Origin of the sequence: Saccharopolyspora sp. NPDC050642 (assembly GCF_040654735.1) — a bacterium.
GTDB lineage: Bacteria > Actinomycetota > Actinomycetes > Mycobacteriales > Pseudonocardiaceae > Saccharopolyspora > Saccharopolyspora elongata.
This window is the reverse complement of record NZ_JBFAIN010000009.1, coordinates 171381-187220: the sequence shown is the minus strand read 5'-3', so window position 1 is coordinate 187220 and position 15840 is coordinate 171381. Positions and strand designations below refer to the sequence as shown.

13 protein-coding genes are annotated in these 15840 nt (G+C 71.6%); 6 read left to right on the top strand and 7 right to left on the bottom strand.

Features of this window, described 5'->3' with window-relative positions; all coding sequences use genetic code 11:
• Positions 1–23 precede the first annotated feature (23 nt).
• Both AB0H93_RS17100 and AB0H93_RS17095 read right to left on the bottom strand, forming a co-directional pair.
• Positions 24–500, bottom strand: coding sequence for a hypothetical protein (locus tag AB0H93_RS17100; RefSeq protein ID WP_358573262.1), 477 nt, complete (start codon positions 498–500; stop codon positions 24–26).
• A gap of 36 nt (positions 501–536) precedes the next feature.
• A complete protein-coding gene (locus AB0H93_RS17095) occupies positions 537–1064 on the bottom strand; it encodes a CGNR zinc finger domain-containing protein (RefSeq protein WP_358573260.1) in 528 nt (175 codons plus the stop codon).
• Between the two features lie 78 nt (positions 1065–1142).
• Here AB0H93_RS17095 and AB0H93_RS17090 point away from each other — a divergent pair, with 78 nt between their 5' ends.
• Both AB0H93_RS17090 and AB0H93_RS17085 read left to right on the top strand, forming a co-directional pair.
• On the top strand, positions 1143–1961 hold the full coding sequence (locus tag AB0H93_RS17090) for an alpha/beta hydrolase (protein ID WP_358573258.1): 819 nt from the start codon (positions 1143–1145) through the stop codon (positions 1959–1961).
• A gap of 148 nt (positions 1962–2109) precedes the next feature.
• Positions 2110–3237 carry a hypothetical protein gene (locus AB0H93_RS17085; protein ID WP_358573256.1) on the top strand — a complete coding sequence of 376 codons (1128 nt, stop codon included), beginning with the start codon at positions 2110–2112 and terminating at the stop codon, positions 3235–3237.
• On the opposite strand, the gene AB0H93_RS17080 is transcribed toward AB0H93_RS17085, so the two are convergent.
• Positions 3220–6207 carry a GH116 family glycosyl hydrolase gene (locus tag AB0H93_RS17080; protein ID WP_358573254.1) on the bottom strand — a complete coding sequence of 996 codons (2988 nt, stop codon included), beginning with the start codon at positions 6205–6207 and terminating at the stop codon, positions 3220–3222. The two genes, AB0H93_RS17085 and AB0H93_RS17080, sit on opposite strands and share 18 nt — an antisense overlap.
• A gap of 241 nt (positions 6208–6448) precedes the next feature.
• On the opposite strand from AB0H93_RS17080, the gene AB0H93_RS17075 reads away from it, so the two are divergent.
• Positions 6449–7786 (top strand): MFS transporter, encoded by a 1338-nt coding sequence (locus AB0H93_RS17075; protein WP_358573252.1) that lies wholly within the window; start codon positions 6449–6451, stop codon positions 7784–7786.
• Here the strand turns inward: AB0H93_RS17075 and AB0H93_RS17070 are convergent.
• On the bottom strand, positions 7772–8923 hold the full coding sequence (locus tag AB0H93_RS17070; RefSeq protein ID WP_358573250.1) for an aminotransferase class I/II-fold pyridoxal phosphate-dependent enzyme: 1152 nt from the start codon (positions 8921–8923) through the stop codon (positions 7772–7774). The two genes, AB0H93_RS17075 and AB0H93_RS17070, sit on opposite strands and share 15 nt — an antisense overlap.
• An 82-nt stretch (positions 8924–9005) precedes the next feature.
• Between AB0H93_RS17070 and AB0H93_RS17065 the strand changes: the two genes are divergently transcribed.
• Entirely contained in the window at positions 9006–10028 is a 1023-nt protein-coding gene (locus AB0H93_RS17065; protein ID WP_358573248.1) for a phosphotransferase, read from the top strand.
• On the opposite strand, the gene AB0H93_RS17060 is transcribed toward AB0H93_RS17065, so the two are convergent.
• Entirely contained in the window at positions 10025–10834 is an 810-nt protein-coding gene (locus AB0H93_RS17060) for an MOSC N-terminal beta barrel domain-containing protein (RefSeq protein ID WP_358573432.1), read from the bottom strand. The genes AB0H93_RS17065 and AB0H93_RS17060 overlap by 4 nt on opposite strands.
• A gap of 157 nt (positions 10835–10991) precedes the next feature.
• Positions 10992–11474 carry an NUDIX domain-containing protein gene (locus AB0H93_RS17055; protein ID WP_358573246.1) on the bottom strand — a complete coding sequence of 161 codons (483 nt, stop codon included), beginning with the start codon at positions 11472–11474 and terminating at the stop codon, positions 10992–10994.
• Positions 11475–11714: 240 nt separating this feature from the next.
• On the opposite strand from AB0H93_RS17055, the gene AB0H93_RS17050 reads away from it, so the two are divergent.
• A complete protein-coding gene (locus tag AB0H93_RS17050; RefSeq protein ID WP_358573244.1) occupies positions 11715–12746 on the top strand; it encodes a DNA polymerase IV in 1032 nt (343 codons plus the stop codon).
• Between the two features lie 123 nt (positions 12747–12869).
• Here AB0H93_RS17050 and AB0H93_RS17045 read toward each other — a convergent pair whose 3' ends face one another.
• Positions 12870–13352, bottom strand: coding sequence for an Lrp/AsnC family transcriptional regulator (locus tag AB0H93_RS17045; protein ID WP_358573242.1), 483 nt, complete (start codon positions 13350–13352; stop codon positions 12870–12872).
• Positions 13353–13485: 133 nt separating this feature from the next.
• Here AB0H93_RS17045 and AB0H93_RS17040 point away from each other — a divergent pair, with 133 nt between their 5' ends.
• Positions 13486–15798 carry a pyruvate dehydrogenase gene (locus AB0H93_RS17040; protein WP_358573240.1) on the top strand — a complete coding sequence of 771 codons (2313 nt, stop codon included), beginning with the start codon at positions 13486–13488 and terminating at the stop codon, positions 15796–15798.
• Positions 15799–15840 lie beyond the last annotated feature (42 nt).

Below are 15840 nucleotides of genomic sequence, written 5' to 3'. Positions count from 1 at the left end.
CTATGCCGGTAAGAGCGCTCAGGTCAGGCGCGGCGGGCACCCGGCGGCCAGACGACCGTGACCGGGAGCCCGCGGTCGCGGGCGGCCGCGACGATGTCGGCGGTGCCGCCGGGTCCGGCGGGCGGGCGGCCGTCCCAGACCGCGATCAGGTGGTTCGCCGTGTCGAGCATGCGCAGGCCGGCCGCCAGGTAGGCCTGCGGTTCCGCGGCGACGTAGTCGAGCTCGACGGTCTCGGACGCCTCCGCGCGGAGCGCGTCGAAGGTCGCGAGGTGCGATTCGGGCAGCGAGTCGCGGTATTCGCTGGCCGGGAGGATCACGGCGAGCCGGCCGCCGTGGTCGAGCACGAGCCGCGCGAAGATGCTGTCCGCGCCGTCGGCGAGGCAGGTGAGCCCGATGAGTTCGGCGGCCGGGTAGCCGCCGATCTCCGCGCGCAGCCCGTCGGCCACCATTCGGGCTGTTTCCGCAGGCAAGCCCCTGTGCCCGGTGATCGCAACCCGCATCGAACGTCCTCTTCCTCGTGGTGAACGCCGGTCGGATCAGGCCTTGCGGCGCGTTCGGTAGGCGCGCATCTTGTGGCGCGCTCCGCAGATGTCCATGCTGCACCAGATGCTGTTGTTGCCCGGTGACCTGTCGTAGTACAGCCAGCGGCAGTCGTCGGCCCGGCAGACCTTGAGCCGGCCCTGCTTTCCGGCCAGCCCGTCGACCACCAGGGTCGCGATGAGCCGGCCGACGAGCCGCTCGACGGCGGACCCGTGCGCGGTCGGGATCACCACCTGGCCGTCCTGCCACTGAGGCGCCTCCAGCAGGCGGCTCGCGTAGTCGTTCAGCTCCGCGGAGCCGGTTCCGGCGAGATGATCGCGGATCGCCTCCCGGGCCCGCACCAGTTCCAGGCGCCCGGGTTCGTCCAGCTCGTCGGCCGCCTGGGGCCAGTCGTGCGCGCGCAGCCAGGCCTGGGCGCCCGCCGTGTCCGCGAAGGCGTCCTCGTCGTGCAGGAAGCGCGCGGAGTTGCCGAACGCTTCGACTGCTTCCAGCTCACCCGGTGCGGCCGGTCGGTCGTATGCCACGACATCAGATTACCGGCATCTCGAATCTGATGGTAACGTTACCGGCATAGGCTTTAAGGCAGTAACGAGGAGGTCGAGATGAACTGGGAGCTGCCGGAGCGGCACGAGTCGCCGCACGGAACGGTGCGCTGGGCGAGCCTGGGGCAGGGCGATCCGGTGGTGCTGATGCACGGGACGCCGTTCTCCTCGTACGTCTGGCGCGATGTCGCCGGGGCGCTCAGCGCCCGGCACCAGGTGTTCGTCTGGGACATGCCGGGCTACGGGCAGTCCGAGAAGCGCGACGGCCAGGACGTCTCCCTGGCCGCCCAGCAGGAGGTGTTCACGGGCCTGCTGCGGCACTGGGGCCTGCGCGCCCCATCGGTGATCGCCCACGACTTCGGCGGCGCGGTGGCGCTGCGGACGGCGCTGCTGGACGGTGTCCAATATGGACGGCTGGCGCTGATCGACGCGGTGAGCGTGCGCCCGTGGGGTTCGGAGTTCTTCCGCCTGGTGCACGACGACCACGAGGTCTTCGAGGCGCTGCCGCCGAACCTGCACGAGGCGCTGGTCCGCCGCTACATCACGACGGCGGCGCACCGCGAGCTGCGCGACGAGGTGCTCGACGCGCTGGTCGCGCCCTGGCTCGGCGAGGCGGGCCGGCCGGCGTTCTACCGGCAGATCGCCCAGGCCGACGAACGCTTCACCCGCGAGGTCGAGGACCGCTACGGGGAACTGGACTGCCCGGTCCTGATCGCCTGGGGCGACCAGGACGCGTGGCTGCCGCCGGAGCGCGCGAAGGACCTGGCGAAGCGGATCCCGCACGCCGAGCTGGCCTGGATCGACGAGGCCGGCCACTTGGTGCAGGAGGACAACCCGGCGAAGGTGACCGCCCTCGTCGCCAACTTCCTCGACCGGTGATCGCCAGGCGCCCCGCGGCTTGCGCCGAAGCCTTGAGCATGATCGGGAGAGTAGCCAGCCCTCCCGGCCTGTAGGACGGGTTCGACCGATTGCGGATGGCAGCCTGGCTTGATCGTCATGTCGGGGGTCGGTGCCAGAATCTCGCGGCATGGCGAGGAGAACGGTTCGGGCGCTGGCCGGCCTGCTGGTTCGTTCGGGCATGGTGGCGGAGGAGAAGTCCGCCGAGGTGCTGGCAGGCATCGGCAAGCGGAACGATCTGGACGAGGAGCTGGCGGAACACGACATCTTCGGTTGGCTCCCGGAATTCGGCATCGCGATCTCGGTGCACGGTGAAGACGTCGACTACGTCGAGGACTACTACCGGTACCTGCTGGAACGGGAAGTGACCGCGTGCACGGGTGGCGCGGTGGTCGTCTCGGATCTCGTGCTGGTGCGCGACGAGGACGACTACGAGTTCCTGCACTTCCTGCGCAACGGCGAGTCCGTCTGGTGGTCGGTCGAGCACCAGTCCGATGACTACGCGGACCAGGGAGCAGTGGCGACGCAGATCATCGACCTGAACCCGGGCGGCGACGATCCGCGCGTGTTCTACCAGCTCCGGCGGGAGACGGTGGAGGCATGCCAGGACGATGTGCACGTCCTGGCGTCGCCGGCGCAGGCCAGGGCGCTTCGCGACGAGTTCGGCCTGGGTTTCTACGGGCCGGACGTGGAGTGGCCGCGGCGCGGGGCGGCGCCGACGGCGGAGCCGGGCACGGTCGAGTGGTACCTGCAGGAGGACCGTCGGCTCATGACCGAATCGGCCAAGGAATTCCTCGACCGGTGGCTGTCCGATATGGACGGTGCGCTCGACGGGTGGCGTTCCGGGTTCCTGCCGGAGGACTTCCCGTTCGACTTCTCCATGAGCTCCCTGGACGCGCTGGGGCGGCTCGTGCTCGACCGGTTCCCCGACCGGTCGGCGGTCCGCGAAGCCGCCGGGGACCCGTTCGTCGTGGGCGCGGTTCGCTACCTCGGCGAGACGCTGATCCGGAACGGGCCGAACCACTGGGGTTACCAGGACCTGGTGGGGGACGTGGACGACTGGGTGCCGAAGATCCGGCCCAACACCCCGGACGCCTTCCAGCTGATCGTGACCCCGCTGCACGAGCTCTGCGCTGCCGCCGACGATCGCGATCCCGGCATCCTCGGCAGGTCGGCCGAGGAGCTGCACGACTCGGTCGACCGGTACGCGAAGGCGCTGCGGGCGCTCTGCTCGATGCGGTCAGAGGTGGACGTCTAGGCGCTGACCTGCGTTGATCGTGCAGGTCTCGGGGAAGCGGAGCAGCGGGCCCGATTCGTCGGCGCTCGTTCGCACGTCGACCGGGGCGCCGTCGAGGGTGGCTCGCGGCTCGGCGGCGGTCGCGTCGAGGCGGAGGGTCCGCAGCTCCAGGCGGCCGTGGTGGAGCTCGATCGTGCTGGTGCGTTCGGATTCGCTGCGCGTCTGCCGGTAGCGGCCCCAGCCCTCGGCCGTCGCGAAGGCGGCCGCGAACTCCTCGGCGCGGATCTTGGGGGCGAAGCCCAGGTGCCCGTTGGGGCCGTGGTGCTCGAAGCCGAGCGCGCTCAGGTAGGTGCCGAAGCTGGCCATCGAGCGCGCGTAGTGGTCGCTGCACTCGATCTCGTTGTACGGGTTGCGCCGCAGCGGGCCGTACCGGTCGTGCACGGAGCGGGCGATCGCCAGGCCCTCGCCGACCATTCCTTCGGCGATCAGGTGCGCGGCCACCTGGTACTCGATGCCGTGCCAGGCCTCGTTGAAGTAGCTGGTCGACCAGTTGTCGCCGGCCTCGTCGCCGCCGCCGTCCGGCCAGGTGCACATCACCAGCGCCGGGACGTCGGCGTCGTAGAAGATCCGCCCGCCGTCGATCGGGCTGTGCTCCCGGTATTCCATCGGCCGGGGCACGAAGTTGTGCCGCCAGATGCTGCGCAACGCCGACCTGGTCGGCTCGGGCGGCAAAACGCGGGGCAACCCGAGCTGGACGGCCCAGCTCTGCCCGAGCAGCTGGTCGGCGAAGCAGCCCCGGTTGGTGTTGACCGAGCCCGGGTGCGCCGGGTCGAGCTCGTGCACGAAGTACTCGCCGTTGAACAGGTCCCGGACGATCACCTCGGTCCCGCTGGCGGCCAGTTCGGCGCAGCGCCGGGCGAACGCGTCGTCGCCGACCTCGCGGGCCATCGCCTCCCCGGCCCGCAGCGCCGCGACGTACAGCCCGGAGAGCCAGCTGTTGCGGCCGAACCAGGTGGCGTCCTGGGTGTTGGGCTGCGCGCCGTCGAGGATCCCGTCGGGCTCGGCGTCGGAGCCGATCAGGTACTCGACCGCCTGCCGGGTTCGCGGCCAGACATGTCGCAGCCAGCCGGAATCCGGTGACATCTGGTGCTCGCGGTAGATCCGCAGGACCGTCCCGGCCTGCCCGTCGACGGCCGGGCTGCGGTCGGCCTCGCCGCGCATGCTCAGCTGCCCGCTCGCGGCGTGGAATCCGATGCCCAGGTCGACGCGTTCCCGCGTGTCCCGCTCCACGGCCGGGAACAGCCGGGCGAGCGCGTGCGCGTAGTGCCACACGTGCGTGCAGGTGCCGGCGCAGCAGTAAGCGCCCTCCCAACCGTAGAAACGGCCGTCGGCGAAGCGGTAGCAGGTCGACGTCGACAGGATCGTGGTGTTCGCGGCGACCCGCTCCAGGAACCAGTGCGGCAGCGTCGAATCCTCGTACCAGGCGCGAGTCCACGCCCGCGTCGCGCCGAGCAGCCGCTCCTGTTCGCGAGCCAGCTGCGCGACGACGTCTTGCGCGCTGCCGAAGGGGTTCGCGTAGTGCCGCAGCAGCTCCCGGCTGTGCTCCAGGAACGCCAGCCCTTCCCGGTCCGGCACCGGGAAGTACCAGGCCAGCGCGAACCGGATCGTCCGCTGTTCGCCCGGCTTCAGCGTCACTGCCGCCGCGACCACCCCGGCGCCGCGCCGCGTCAGTCCGTCTACTGTGGATGATCCCGGTGCTGGCGCGAAGACGTCGCTCGGTGATTCGAAGGTCTCCGTCGCCGGGCAGACCCGTGCCCGGTCGGCGCCGAGGACGGCCAGGGCGACGCTGCCGTGGTCCGGCAGTTCCGGCAGGGCGGGCTGGGCGGGGGCGTGATCGGTGAGCCGGAGCTGGTCGACGCCGACGTGGCCCCACGGCCCGGTCTCGGCGTCGATGATCTCGATGACCGCGTCCTCGCCCTGCCACGGCCCCAGGTACAGCACCCGGTCGGCGAGCCGGTCGCTGAACGAGCCGGTGGCGGTGCCGACGACCGCGCCGCCCACGACGACGTTGAGGCAGCACGTGCCGGGGTAGTTGCCGCCGCTGAGGCGGAACCGCAGGTAGTTGCGCTCGATCCGGAACGGTTCGCTGCGCAGCGAACCGGTCGCTCGATCCCGTGCCCCGGCGTCGTCGCCGGGGGCGCTCGCGTGCGAATCGGCCATCCGCATCCCGAACGCGCCCGCCTCGCCCTGGTAGCCGGGCCGGTCGAGGGTGCGGGCCGGCCCGCTGCCGAACGCGTCGCCGGTCACCGACCAGCCCGCGTAGTCCGGCTTTTCCCAGTCCTCCAGCACGATGTCGGCGCGCCCCGGGTTCTCCGGCGCTCCCTCGGCGGCGGTGAACTGCACGCCGGCCGCGCCGTCGAGGGCGAACTCCCGGGAGCGCAGCCGGAGCGGCCGGGTGTGCCTGCTGGTCAGGCAGACGGGGTTCGCCAGGAACCCGGCGACCTCGACCTCCGCCGTGGTCGTCCCGGTGTTCGTCGCGGTGTAGTCGAGGAACACGGCGGGGTAGGAGCTGTCGTCGATCTCGGTCGGGACGAACGGCGAGCAGGCGTTCAGCGCGATCCGCACCGGCTCGCCCGGATCGGCGTAGTCGATCTCCGCCGCCGGTGGCCGCCCGGCGAAGGTGACCTCCGGGAAGCCGCGCGCGTCGAGCCAGCGGGCGCGCTCGCCGTCTCCGTCGGTGACGCGCACCGCGAAGCCGTGCTCGAACGGCGAGCTCGGCAGCGGTGGCCGGGTGAAGTGCAGGTCGTTGATGTTGGCCGGGGCGGTCCGGTTGTCGACGTCCCAGAGCCACAGCCGCCCGTCGCCGCCCAGGTAGAGCTGCCCGCAGCCGATGCCGCCGATCGGCATCCCGACGAACTTCAGCTCCTCGCCGCGAAACCGGCTCGGGGTGCCGCGGCCGGGCAGGTCCTCGCGTTCAGCTTCGGCGGACACGACGCAACTCCCTCTGCGCTACCGCGCGGGTGGCCGATTTCGGTGCGAAACCAGTCGATTCTAGGAATTCGCTGCGTGTTCGCGTGGTTACTCGGTACGTTGATCATCCGGTCGGAGGAACGGCCGGAGATCGTTACAGGCCGTGAGGATGCCCACTATGCGGGAGCCGTGTCTCGGCTAGTGGTCGGCCGAGGTTTAGAGTGCTGACGTCCATTCGTGTTACGAGGAAGGTTTCGGCGCCATGGCGGTCGGCCAAGCCCCAGCACCAGGAGTGCGGGGTTCCGGAGCATCGGGGGATCCCACCCCGCGGAACTCGACCCGGCAGGTCGTGCTCGCCAGCCTCGTAGGCACCTCGATCGAGTTCTACGACTTCTACGTCTACGCGACCGCCGCGGTGCTGGTCTTCCCGCACCTGTTCTTCCCGGCGGGCGACCCCACCGCCGCGACCCTGCAGTCGCTGGCGACGTTCGCGATCGCCTTCGTCGCCCGCCCGGTCGGCTCCGCGCTGTTCGGGCACTTCGGCGACCGCATCGGCCGGAAGTCGACGCTCGTCGCGTCGCTGCTGACGATGGGCATCTCGACCGTGCTGATCGGCCTGCTGCCCGGCTACGAGCAGATCGGCGTCGTCGCGCCGCTGCTGCTGGCGCTGTGCCGGTTCGGCCAGGGCCTGGGCCTCGGCGGCGAGTGGGGCGGCGCCGCGCTGCTGGCCACCGAGAACGCGCCAGCGGGCAAGCGGGCCTTCTTCGGCACCTTCCCCCAGCTGGGCGCGCCGATCGGGTTCTTCTTCGCCAACGGCCTGTTCCTGCTGCTGTCGGAGTTCATGGACGACGCGACGTTCCTGTCCTGGGGATGGCGCGTGCCGTTCCTGGTGTCGGCGGTGCTGGTCGTGGTCGGCCTGTGGGTGCGGCTGAGCATGCACGAAACCCCGGCGTTCGCGAAGGTCGTGGCGCGCAACGAGCGCGCGAAGGTGCCGTTCGCGCAGGTCTTCCGCAGCGACCTCAAGGCGCTGGTGCTCGGCACGTTCATCATGCTGGCCACCTACGTGCTGTTCTACCTGATGACGGTGTTCTCGCTGTCCTACGGCACGGCCAAGACCGGCCTGGGCTACGAGCGCTCGCAGTTCCTGGTCATGCTGCTGGTCGGCGTGGTGTTCTTCGGCCTGACGGTCCCGCTGGCCGGCTGGCTGGCCGACCGCTACGGGCGGCGGCCCACGCTGATCATCACCACCGTCGCGATCATCGTGTTCGGCCTGCTGCTGGGCCCGTGGTTCGGCGCGGACTCCGGCGTGGCCACGGTGACGTTCCTGATCGTCGGGCTCGGCCTGATGGGCATGACGTTCGGGCCGATGGGCGCGGTGCTGCCGGAGCTGTTCCCGACCGCGGTGCGCTACACCGGCGCGTCGGTGTCCTACAACCTGGCCAGCCTGCTGGGCGCCTCGGTCGCCCCGTACATCGCGACCTGGCTGGCCAGCTCCTACGGGCTGGGCTGGGTCGGCGTCTACCTGGCGGCGATGGGCGCTATCACGCTGATCGCGCTGATCATCTCCAGGGAGACCCGCGAGACGTCAATCGAGCACTGAACCCAACCGCGCGAGCAGCTCGTCCAGCAGCGGCAGCGAGGTCGCGTGGTTGAAGCGGACGAAGCCCCGTCCGGCCGTCGAGCCGGGCGGGGCGTAGTTCGTTCCGGAGTTGACCCGGACCCGGGCGTCCCGCAGCAGCACCTCCGCCGGTTCCGGCCCGAGCTCGCGGACGTCCAGCCAGGCGAGGAATCCCGCCTGCCCGCGGTGCACCCGGACCCGCGAGCGCTCGCCCGCCCACTCCTGCAACCGGTCGCGCGTGCGGTCCAGGTAGCTGCGCACCGCCGTCAGCCAACCGCCGTCGTCCCGCCACAGGGCGGTCGCGACGGCCAGCCCGGCTGTCGAGGCGCGCATCTTCTCGTACGGCGGGATGGTGTCGAGGAGGTGCTTCGTCGACTCCTGGCACACCAGCACCGCGGACTTGAGCCCCGGGACGTTCCACCCCTTGGACGCGCTGGTCACCGTCACGGCCCGGTCGCCGACGGCGGCGAAGGGGACGAAGTCCTGATCGCTCGCGCGCAGCGGCGCGTGGACCTCGTCGCTGATCACGAAAGCCCCGTGCCGGTCGGTGAGTCCAGCGATCGTCCGCAGTTCCTCGCGCGACCAGATCCGGCCCGTCGGGTTGTGCGGGTGGCACAGCAGCACCGCCTTCGCGCCGGTGGCGAGCGCGCCGGCGACCGCGTCGAAGTCGATCCGCCAGCCGTCCTCGGTGTCGAGCAGCGGGCATTCCCGGACCGGCCTTTCGAGGTGGTCGAGCAGGGCCAGGAACGGGGGATAGGCCGGGGTCAGCAGCACGACGCCGTCGCCGGGCGCGGTCAGGCGGCGCACCGCCGCCTCCAAGCCCGCCATCACGTCGGCGACGGGCGAGACCAGCGCGGGATCGACGCGCCAATCCTGTTCCCGCGCAACCCAATCCGCGAACGCCGCGAGGTGCTCGTCGATCACCGGGTAGCCGAAGTCGGCGCGCTCGACCAGCTCCAGCAGCACGTCGCGGGCCACCGGGCACAGCGGGTAGTCCATCTCGGCGATCCAGGCGGGCAGGACGTCGGGATCGACCAGGGCCCACTTCTGGGAGCTGCGCCGTCGCAGCTCGTCGGGGCGCAGGGCGTCGAATTCGGCGTGCAGTTCCGCAACCGTCATTCTCGTCATTATGCGGTGGCGGCGGTGCTCGATCGGCGAAATTCGTTGGCGCGACGCCGGGTTCGCGTGGTTAGGTGCGGTCATGTCCGACATCGCCGCTGCTGAGCGCCTGCGGGCGTGGGTTCGGGAAGACTTCGGCATCGACCTCGTGGCGATCGATCCGGTAGGCAGCGGTGCGGACGTGGCCGCCGAGGTCCGGCGCGGCACTTCCGCGGCGGGGGAGCGGTACGCGGTCAAGTGGAGCGGCGGCGGCACGACGGCGGGGCTGGCGGTGTCGGCGTGGCTCGCCGGGCGCGGCGTGCCGGGCGTCGCCGGGCCGGTGCCGACGCGTAGCGGCGGGTTGTGGAGCGAGCGCGCGGGGCGCCGGCTGTCCCTGGCGCCGTGGGCGTCCGACGAGGGCGCGCTGGATGGCGGGATGACGGCAGAGCACTGGGAGGCTTATGGAGCAATGCTCGCGCAGGTGCACGCCATGCCGGTGGCGGAGGCGCCGGAGTCGCTGCCGCGCGAGGCACACACGCACGAGCGCTGGGCATCCGCGGTGCGCGTGCTCCACAGCGAGTGCACTTCCGGTGAACTTCCGGACGACCACCTCGTCCGCTCCCTGGCCGTGGAGTGGCGCTCGGCGGCGGACCGCATCGCGGCGCTGCTGACGCACGCCGATGCCGTGGGGCGGAAGCTCCGCGCCCAGTACGCGCCCGAGGTCGTCTGCCACGGCGATCCGCACCTGGGGAACCTGCTGCTGCGCGGTGCGGACGTGTCCCTGATCGACTGGGACGATGCGGTCCTCGCCCCGCGCGAACGCGATCTCCTGTTCGTGATCGGCGGTGTGCTGCTGCCGTTCGCGCCGGTCGGCCGGCAGGAGCAGCAGTGGTTCTTCGCCGGGTACGGGCCGGTGGACGTCGACCCGCACCGCCTGGCCTACTACCGGTGCGTGCGCGCCCTGGAGGACCTCGCCGTCCCGGCCGCGCAGGTGCTGGAGAACCGCGCCCCGGAGGCCGAGCGAGCGGAGGCGCTGGCCCTCTTCCGGGGCGTGGTGTCGTCCACCGGCCTCGCCGGACTCGCCCTCGCCTCGGCGGGGAACGGCTCCACGGCGGCCACGAGCTAGATCTCGGCTTCACCCCAGGATTCGACGACGACCTTGTCGCCGACGGACAACCTGCCCGGCCGCAGGACCGCGAACTTGGTGCCGAAGGCGATTCCCGCATCCGCCCGCCGGTACCGGGCGAGGGTGCGCAGCGGCTGCGGGCCGGCTCGGCGACCGGTCTCCTGGTCGACGGTCGTGACGGCGCAGCGGATCGCGAGCTTGGCGTAACCCAGCGCCGCTTCGCCGATCGAGATCGTGCGCGCCAGGTCTTCGGTGTGCGGGTCGTCCCAGCCGCTGATCACGATGTTGGGCCGGAACCGGTTCATCGGCAGCGGCGCCGAACCGTCCTCCGCCAGCCGCTCGTCGAGCAGGTCCAGCGACGCCGTGGAGATCAGGTGCACGGGGCAGCTGTCGGCGTAGCCGGACGTCCCGAGGGTCGCGCCGTCGGTCACGCGGTCGTGCTCGGGCGGGACCCGCACCAGCCTGCTCGGCGCGCCGAGCAGGTCGGAGAACCACTCCGCGGCGGCGTCGCCCTGGTCGATGCCCAGGTACGGCGCGCCGAACAGGTCGACCGGGCGGCGCGCACCGGTGCTGTTCACGGCGACGGTCAGCGGGTCTGTTCCCGGCGCCGAGAGGGTCATCAGGTCCCCGTCAACCCGGGGTTGAGCCACCGCGAGCCGGGGATGTCTGCGCTGGGTCCGGTAGGTGCCGTCGAGGTCGACGACCATGAACGCGCGATCGTGTTCGAGCCCGGCCGGGGTCAGCGTGGAACCGCTCGTCGCGATTCCCGCGCATCCCTTCACCGGATAGCTGATGAGAGCGGCGATCTCGCCTGGCGCGATGAACGTGGCGCACCTCCTCGGTCAGGAGGCGCCCTTGTGTCCCTTCGCGTCGGCGGCCAAGCGTGGCGGGCACAGCCCGTCGCAGCGCCTCTCGACCGCATTGCCGAGAAGCTTGCCGATTCGCGGCCGCGTCGTCAACGGATTATCGCGCCAGGCGGCCGGTGGTGCGCAGCAGGTCGAGCAGGCGGTCGACGAACTCGGCCTGGGCGGCGTTGAGCTTCTCGCGGGCGGTGCCCGGATCGCACCACAGGGCCCGGTCGACCTCCGGGAAGCTCTGGCGGCGGCCCGACTTCGGCGGCCACTCCACCTCGAACTCGTTGCTGCGCAACGCGGTCGGGTCGAAGTCGCCCTCGACGGCCCAGGCGGTCACGAGCTTGCCGTTGCGCTGCTTCACCTCGCCCAGCGGCGACAGCTCGCGGTCGGTCAGCGGCATGCCGGTCTCCTCGGCGAATTCCCGGACCGCCGCCGACCGCGCGTCCTCGTCGGGCTCGTACTCGCCCTTCGGGATCGACCAGGCACCGGCGTCCTTCTTCCGCCAGAACGGGCCGCCCGGGTGCACCACGAGGACCTGCGGAGATCCGTCCTCGACCTTGAACAGCAGGATGCCGGCGCTTCGCTTGCTCACGCCACCAGTGTCGCGCACCCGCCCCGCCGCGCGCGACGGCGGTGTCCGATGTGGATGATGGCGCGAGGTTTCCGTTCTAGAGGCTGTTTTGGACGTGCCCGGTGCGGGGTGCGGTAGGGCGGTTGTTGTCTTTGAAGCGGCGCAGCCGCTTAGCCCACGCATGCAACCTGCACCGCCACGTAGGACGAGTCTGGAACAGGCTCTCTGGCGCAAATCCCGGAACGCGTCGATGCTGGCAGCGTGGAACGGGTCGTGCTGCACGTGGATCTCGATCAATTCATCGTCGCCGTAGAGCTGTTGCGCCATCCCGAGCTGCGCGGGCGGCCGGTGCTGGTCGGCGGTTCCGGCGACCCGAAGCAGCGCGGCGTCGTGGCCGGGGCGTCCTACGAGGCCCGCGAGTTCGGGGTTCGCTCCGGCACGCCGCTGCGCACTGCGGCGGCCCGCTGCCCGGAGGCGGTGTTCCTGCCCGCCGACCGCGAGACCTACCTCGCCGCGTCCGCCGATGTGATGGCGGCGCTGCGAGAGGTCGGCGGCATCCTGGAGGTCGCCGGGTGGGACGAGGCGTTCATGCTGGTCGACACCGAGGACGCCGAGCTGACCGCCCGATCGGTGCAGCAGCACGTGCGGGAACGCACGGCGCTGGCGTGCTCGGTGGGCATCGGCGACAACAAGCTCCGCGCGAAGCTGGCTTCCGGGCTGGCCAAGCCGGCCGGGGTGTTCCGGCTGGACATGTCCAACTGGGTCGAGGTGATGGCGCACCGGCCGCCGGAAGCGCTGTGGGGCGTCGGCGCGAAGACGGCGAAGAAGCTCGCCGCGCGCGGCATCGCCACGGTCGGCGACCTGGCGCGGACGGCGATGGCGGACCTCGCGGGCGAATTCGGCCCCAACATCGGGCCGTGGCTCGTCGCGCTCGCGCACGGCTACGACTCGACCCCGGTCACCGACGAGCCCTACCAGGCCCGCTCGCACGGCCGGGAGGTCACCTTCCAGCAGGACCTGCGCGACGAGGCCGAGATGCGCTCGGAGATCACCCGCCTCTCGCACGTCGTCGCGGACGACCTCGCAGCCGAGGACGCCCTGGCCCGCCGCGTCGTCGTGAAGGTGCGGGATTCCCGCTTCGCCACCCACACCCACGGCGTGTCCCTGCCGGCCCCGACCCGCGACGCCGAAGCGATCGACGGCGCGGCCCAGACGGCCCTCGGCCGGTTCCCGCTGGACCGCCCGGTCCGCCTCCTCGGCGTCCGGGCCGAGATCGCCCGAGCCGAAGGCTGAAGCGAACGGCCTGTTCACCGCGCTAGGCGGAGTGAACGGTCCGTTCGCTTCACATCGGCGATTCGGTGGAGTGAGGCGAACGGGCCGTTCGTCTTGGTAGGTGGAGTGAACGGTCCGTTCGCCTCACTGCTCGAGTTCGGCGAGGGCCTTGCGCAGCAGCGGGGTCAGGCGGAAGTCGACCATGCTGCGCATCGCAAGCGCGAAGTTGGTGCGCTCCACTCCCGGCGTCGCCAGGACCTGCCCGGCGATCCGGTACAGGTCGTCGGCGTCGACCGCGACCACCCGCACCAGCAGGTCGGTCGCGCCGGTGAGGCCGAAGACCTCGACGACCTCCGGGATCTGCGCCATCGACTCGGCGAGCTCGCCGAGCATCTGCTGGGTGACCTGCACGGTGATGAACGCGGTCAGCGGGTGGCCGAGCGAGGCCGGGTCGATGCGCCGCTCGAACGACCCGAGCCTGGGCTCCAGCTTGGCGAGCCGGGCCTGCACCGTGTTGCGGGACAGCCCGACGCGTTCGGCCAGCGCGACCACCGTCGCGCGCGGCTCCTCCCGCAACGCCAGCAGCAGCCGGATGTCCACCTCGTCGAGCGTGTCGGCGCTGGGCACAATGCTCACCTCCGTCGGCTCGCACCGAGCCGTGCCGGTGCAGAATGCGCAAAATAGGGTCCAGAACTTGTGCAGTGATTGTGCTCTTGGTGTTCTCGTCGAAGCAATGTGGCAACTTTCCCGAGGAGGCGCGATGACCAGCGCGGCACCGGTCCAGGCGGCGACGGCCGAATCCCTGCGCGAGGTCGAGCAGCGGGTGCTGTGGTTGTCGGCCGCGATCATCGACCACGCCAACCGGGTGCGGCCCAACGCCTCGGGGCTCAAGGTCGGCGGGCACCAGGCGTCCTGCGCCTCGATGGTGTCGATCATGACGTCGCTGTACTTCGAGCACCTGACCGCGGCGGACCGGGTCTCGGTGAAGCCGCACGCGTCGCCGGTGCTGCACGCGATCAACTACCTGCTCGGCGAGCTCGACGAGTCGCACCTGACCACGCTGCGCGAGTTCGGCGGCCTGCAGAGCTACCCGAGCCGCACCAAGGACCCCGACCCCGCGGACTACTCCACGGGCTCGGTCGGACTCGGCGCCACCGCCCCGATCTGGGGCGCGGTGGCCCGCCGCTACGTCGACAGCCACGTCGGCGGCGCGGGCACCGGGCGGCAGTACTCGCTGCTGGGCGACGCGGAGCTGGACGAGGGCGCCTGCTGGGAAGCGATCATGGACCCGACCGTCGCCGACCTCGGCGAGGTCGTCTGGATCGTCGACCTCAACCGCCAGTCCCTGGACCGGGTCGTGCCGAACATCGCGGCCAACCGCTTGCAAGGCATGTTCGCCGCCGCCGGCTGGCAGGTGCTCACGCTGAAGTACGGGCGGCTGCTGGAAGAGCTGTTCGCCCGGCCGGGCGGCGAGGCGCTGCGGGCGCGCATCGACGGCATGAGCAACCCGGAGTACCAGCGGTTGCTGCGCTGCACGCCGGAACAGCTGCGCGAGCGGCTGCCCGGTGCCGACGGCGGCGAGATCGCGCGGCTGCTGTCCGATGTGGACGACGAGGCGCTGGTTGCGGCGATCCGCAACCTCGGCGGGCACGACCTGGCGGCGCTGGACGGCGCGTTCCGGGCCATCGACGACACCCGGCCGACCGTCATCTTCGCTTACACCGTCAAGGGATACGGCCTGGCCAGCGAGGGCCACCCGCAGAACCACGGCTCGCTGCTGAGCGCGGAGCAGATGCAGCAGCTCGCCGAGAACGTCGGCGCCGATCTGAACGACCCGTGGCACCGCTTCGAGGCCGGCAGCCCGGCGGGGCAGTGGTGCTCCGACGCCGCCGCGCGTCTGCGCCGCCGCGAGCGCCCGCAGGTGTCGCCGCCGGAGCTGCCGGCGGACATCGGGCGGACGCCGACCGGCACCACGACCACGCAGGCCGCGCTCGGCCGCGCGCTGCTGGACCTGACGCGCGGCGCGCCGGACGCCGCGGCGCGGATCGTGACGCTGGCACCGGACGTCAGCTCGTCGACGAACCTGGGCGGCTGGCTGAACAAGGTCGGCGTGTGGTCGCCTACGGAGCGGGTGGACTGGTTCGCCGACGACGCCGAGACCATCCTGCACTGGCGGGAACGCCCGGCCGGTCAGCACATCGAACTCGGCATCGCCGAGACGAACCTGGTCGGGCTGCTCGGCGAGCTCGGCGCCACCTGGAGCCGCTGGGGCCAGCCGCTGCTGCCGATCGGCGTGGTCTACGACTGCTTCGTCGGGCGCGCGCTGGAACCGTGGTCGTTCGGGATGTACGCGGGCGGCCAGTCGATCCTGGTGGGCACGCCCTCGGGCGTCAGCCTCGCGCCGGAGGGCGGCGCGCACCAGTCCGTGATCACGCCGTCGATCGGCTTGGAACAGCCGGGCCTGACCAGCTACGAGCCGGCGTTCGCCATCGACACCGAGTGGTGCCTGCTGGCCTCGCTGGCCCGCCTCGGCAGGCCCGACGGCGGCTCCGCCTACCTGCGCCTGTCGACCCGGCCGGTCGACCAGACGCTCGCGGCGGTGCCCGCCGACCCGGCCGCCCGCGAACGCCGCCGCCGCCTGGCGATCGGCGGCGCGTACCCGCTGCGCCGCCACGAGGCGCCGGAGGTGACGTTGGCGGCGATGGGCGCGCTGGTGCCCGAAGCGCTGGCGGCCGCCGACCGGCTCGAAGCGCAGGGCGTCGGCGCGGACGTGGTGTGCGTGACCAGCCCGGGCCTGCTGTTCGAGGCGTTGCGGGCGCGCCAGGGAGCCGGTGGCTCTGCGGGCATCCTGGACCAGGTCTTCCCGGCGCACCGGGCGAACCCGCTGGTGACCGTCCTAGATGGACACCCGCACACGCTGGCGTTCCTGGCGGGGATCAACCGGGTCCGGGCGGCCCACCTCGGCGTCACGAACTTCGGCCAGTCGGGCTCCCTGGAAGACGTCTACCGCTACCACGGCCTGGACGCGGACACGATCGTCCGCACGGCCCTCGACATCACCGACCACGCCTGACCACAGGTCCTCGCGTCCCGGTGGGTCCGCAATTTCCATTGA

What these genes read in the sequence shown, in the direction of transcription:
- AB0H93_RS17100 (WP_358573262.1), bottom strand. Translation starts at nt 500, where the DNA reads ATGCGGGTTGCGATCACCGGGCACAGGGGCTTGCCTGCGGAAACAGCC.
- AB0H93_RS17090 (WP_358573258.1), top strand. Translation starts at nt 1,143, where the DNA reads ATGAACTGGGAGCTGCCGGAGCGGCACGAGTCGCCGCACGGAACGGTG.
- AB0H93_RS17085 (WP_358573256.1), top strand. Translation starts at nt 2,110, where the DNA reads ATGGCGAGGAGAACGGTTCGGGCGCTGGCCGGCCTGCTGGTTCGTTCG.
- AB0H93_RS17075 (WP_358573252.1), top strand. Translation starts at nt 6,449, where the DNA reads ATGGCGGTCGGCCAAGCCCCAGCACCAGGAGTGCGGGGTTCCGGAGCA.
- AB0H93_RS17070 (WP_358573250.1), bottom strand. Translation starts at nt 8,923, where the DNA reads ATGACGGTTGCGGAACTGCACGCCGAATTCGACGCCCTGCGCCCCGAC.
- AB0H93_RS17065 (WP_358573248.1), top strand. Translation starts at nt 9,006, where the DNA reads ATGTCCGACATCGCCGCTGCTGAGCGCCTGCGGGCGTGGGTTCGGGAA.
- AB0H93_RS17040 (WP_358573240.1), top strand. Translation starts at nt 13,486, where the DNA reads ATGACCAGCGCGGCACCGGTCCAGGCGGCGACGGCCGAATCCCTGCGC.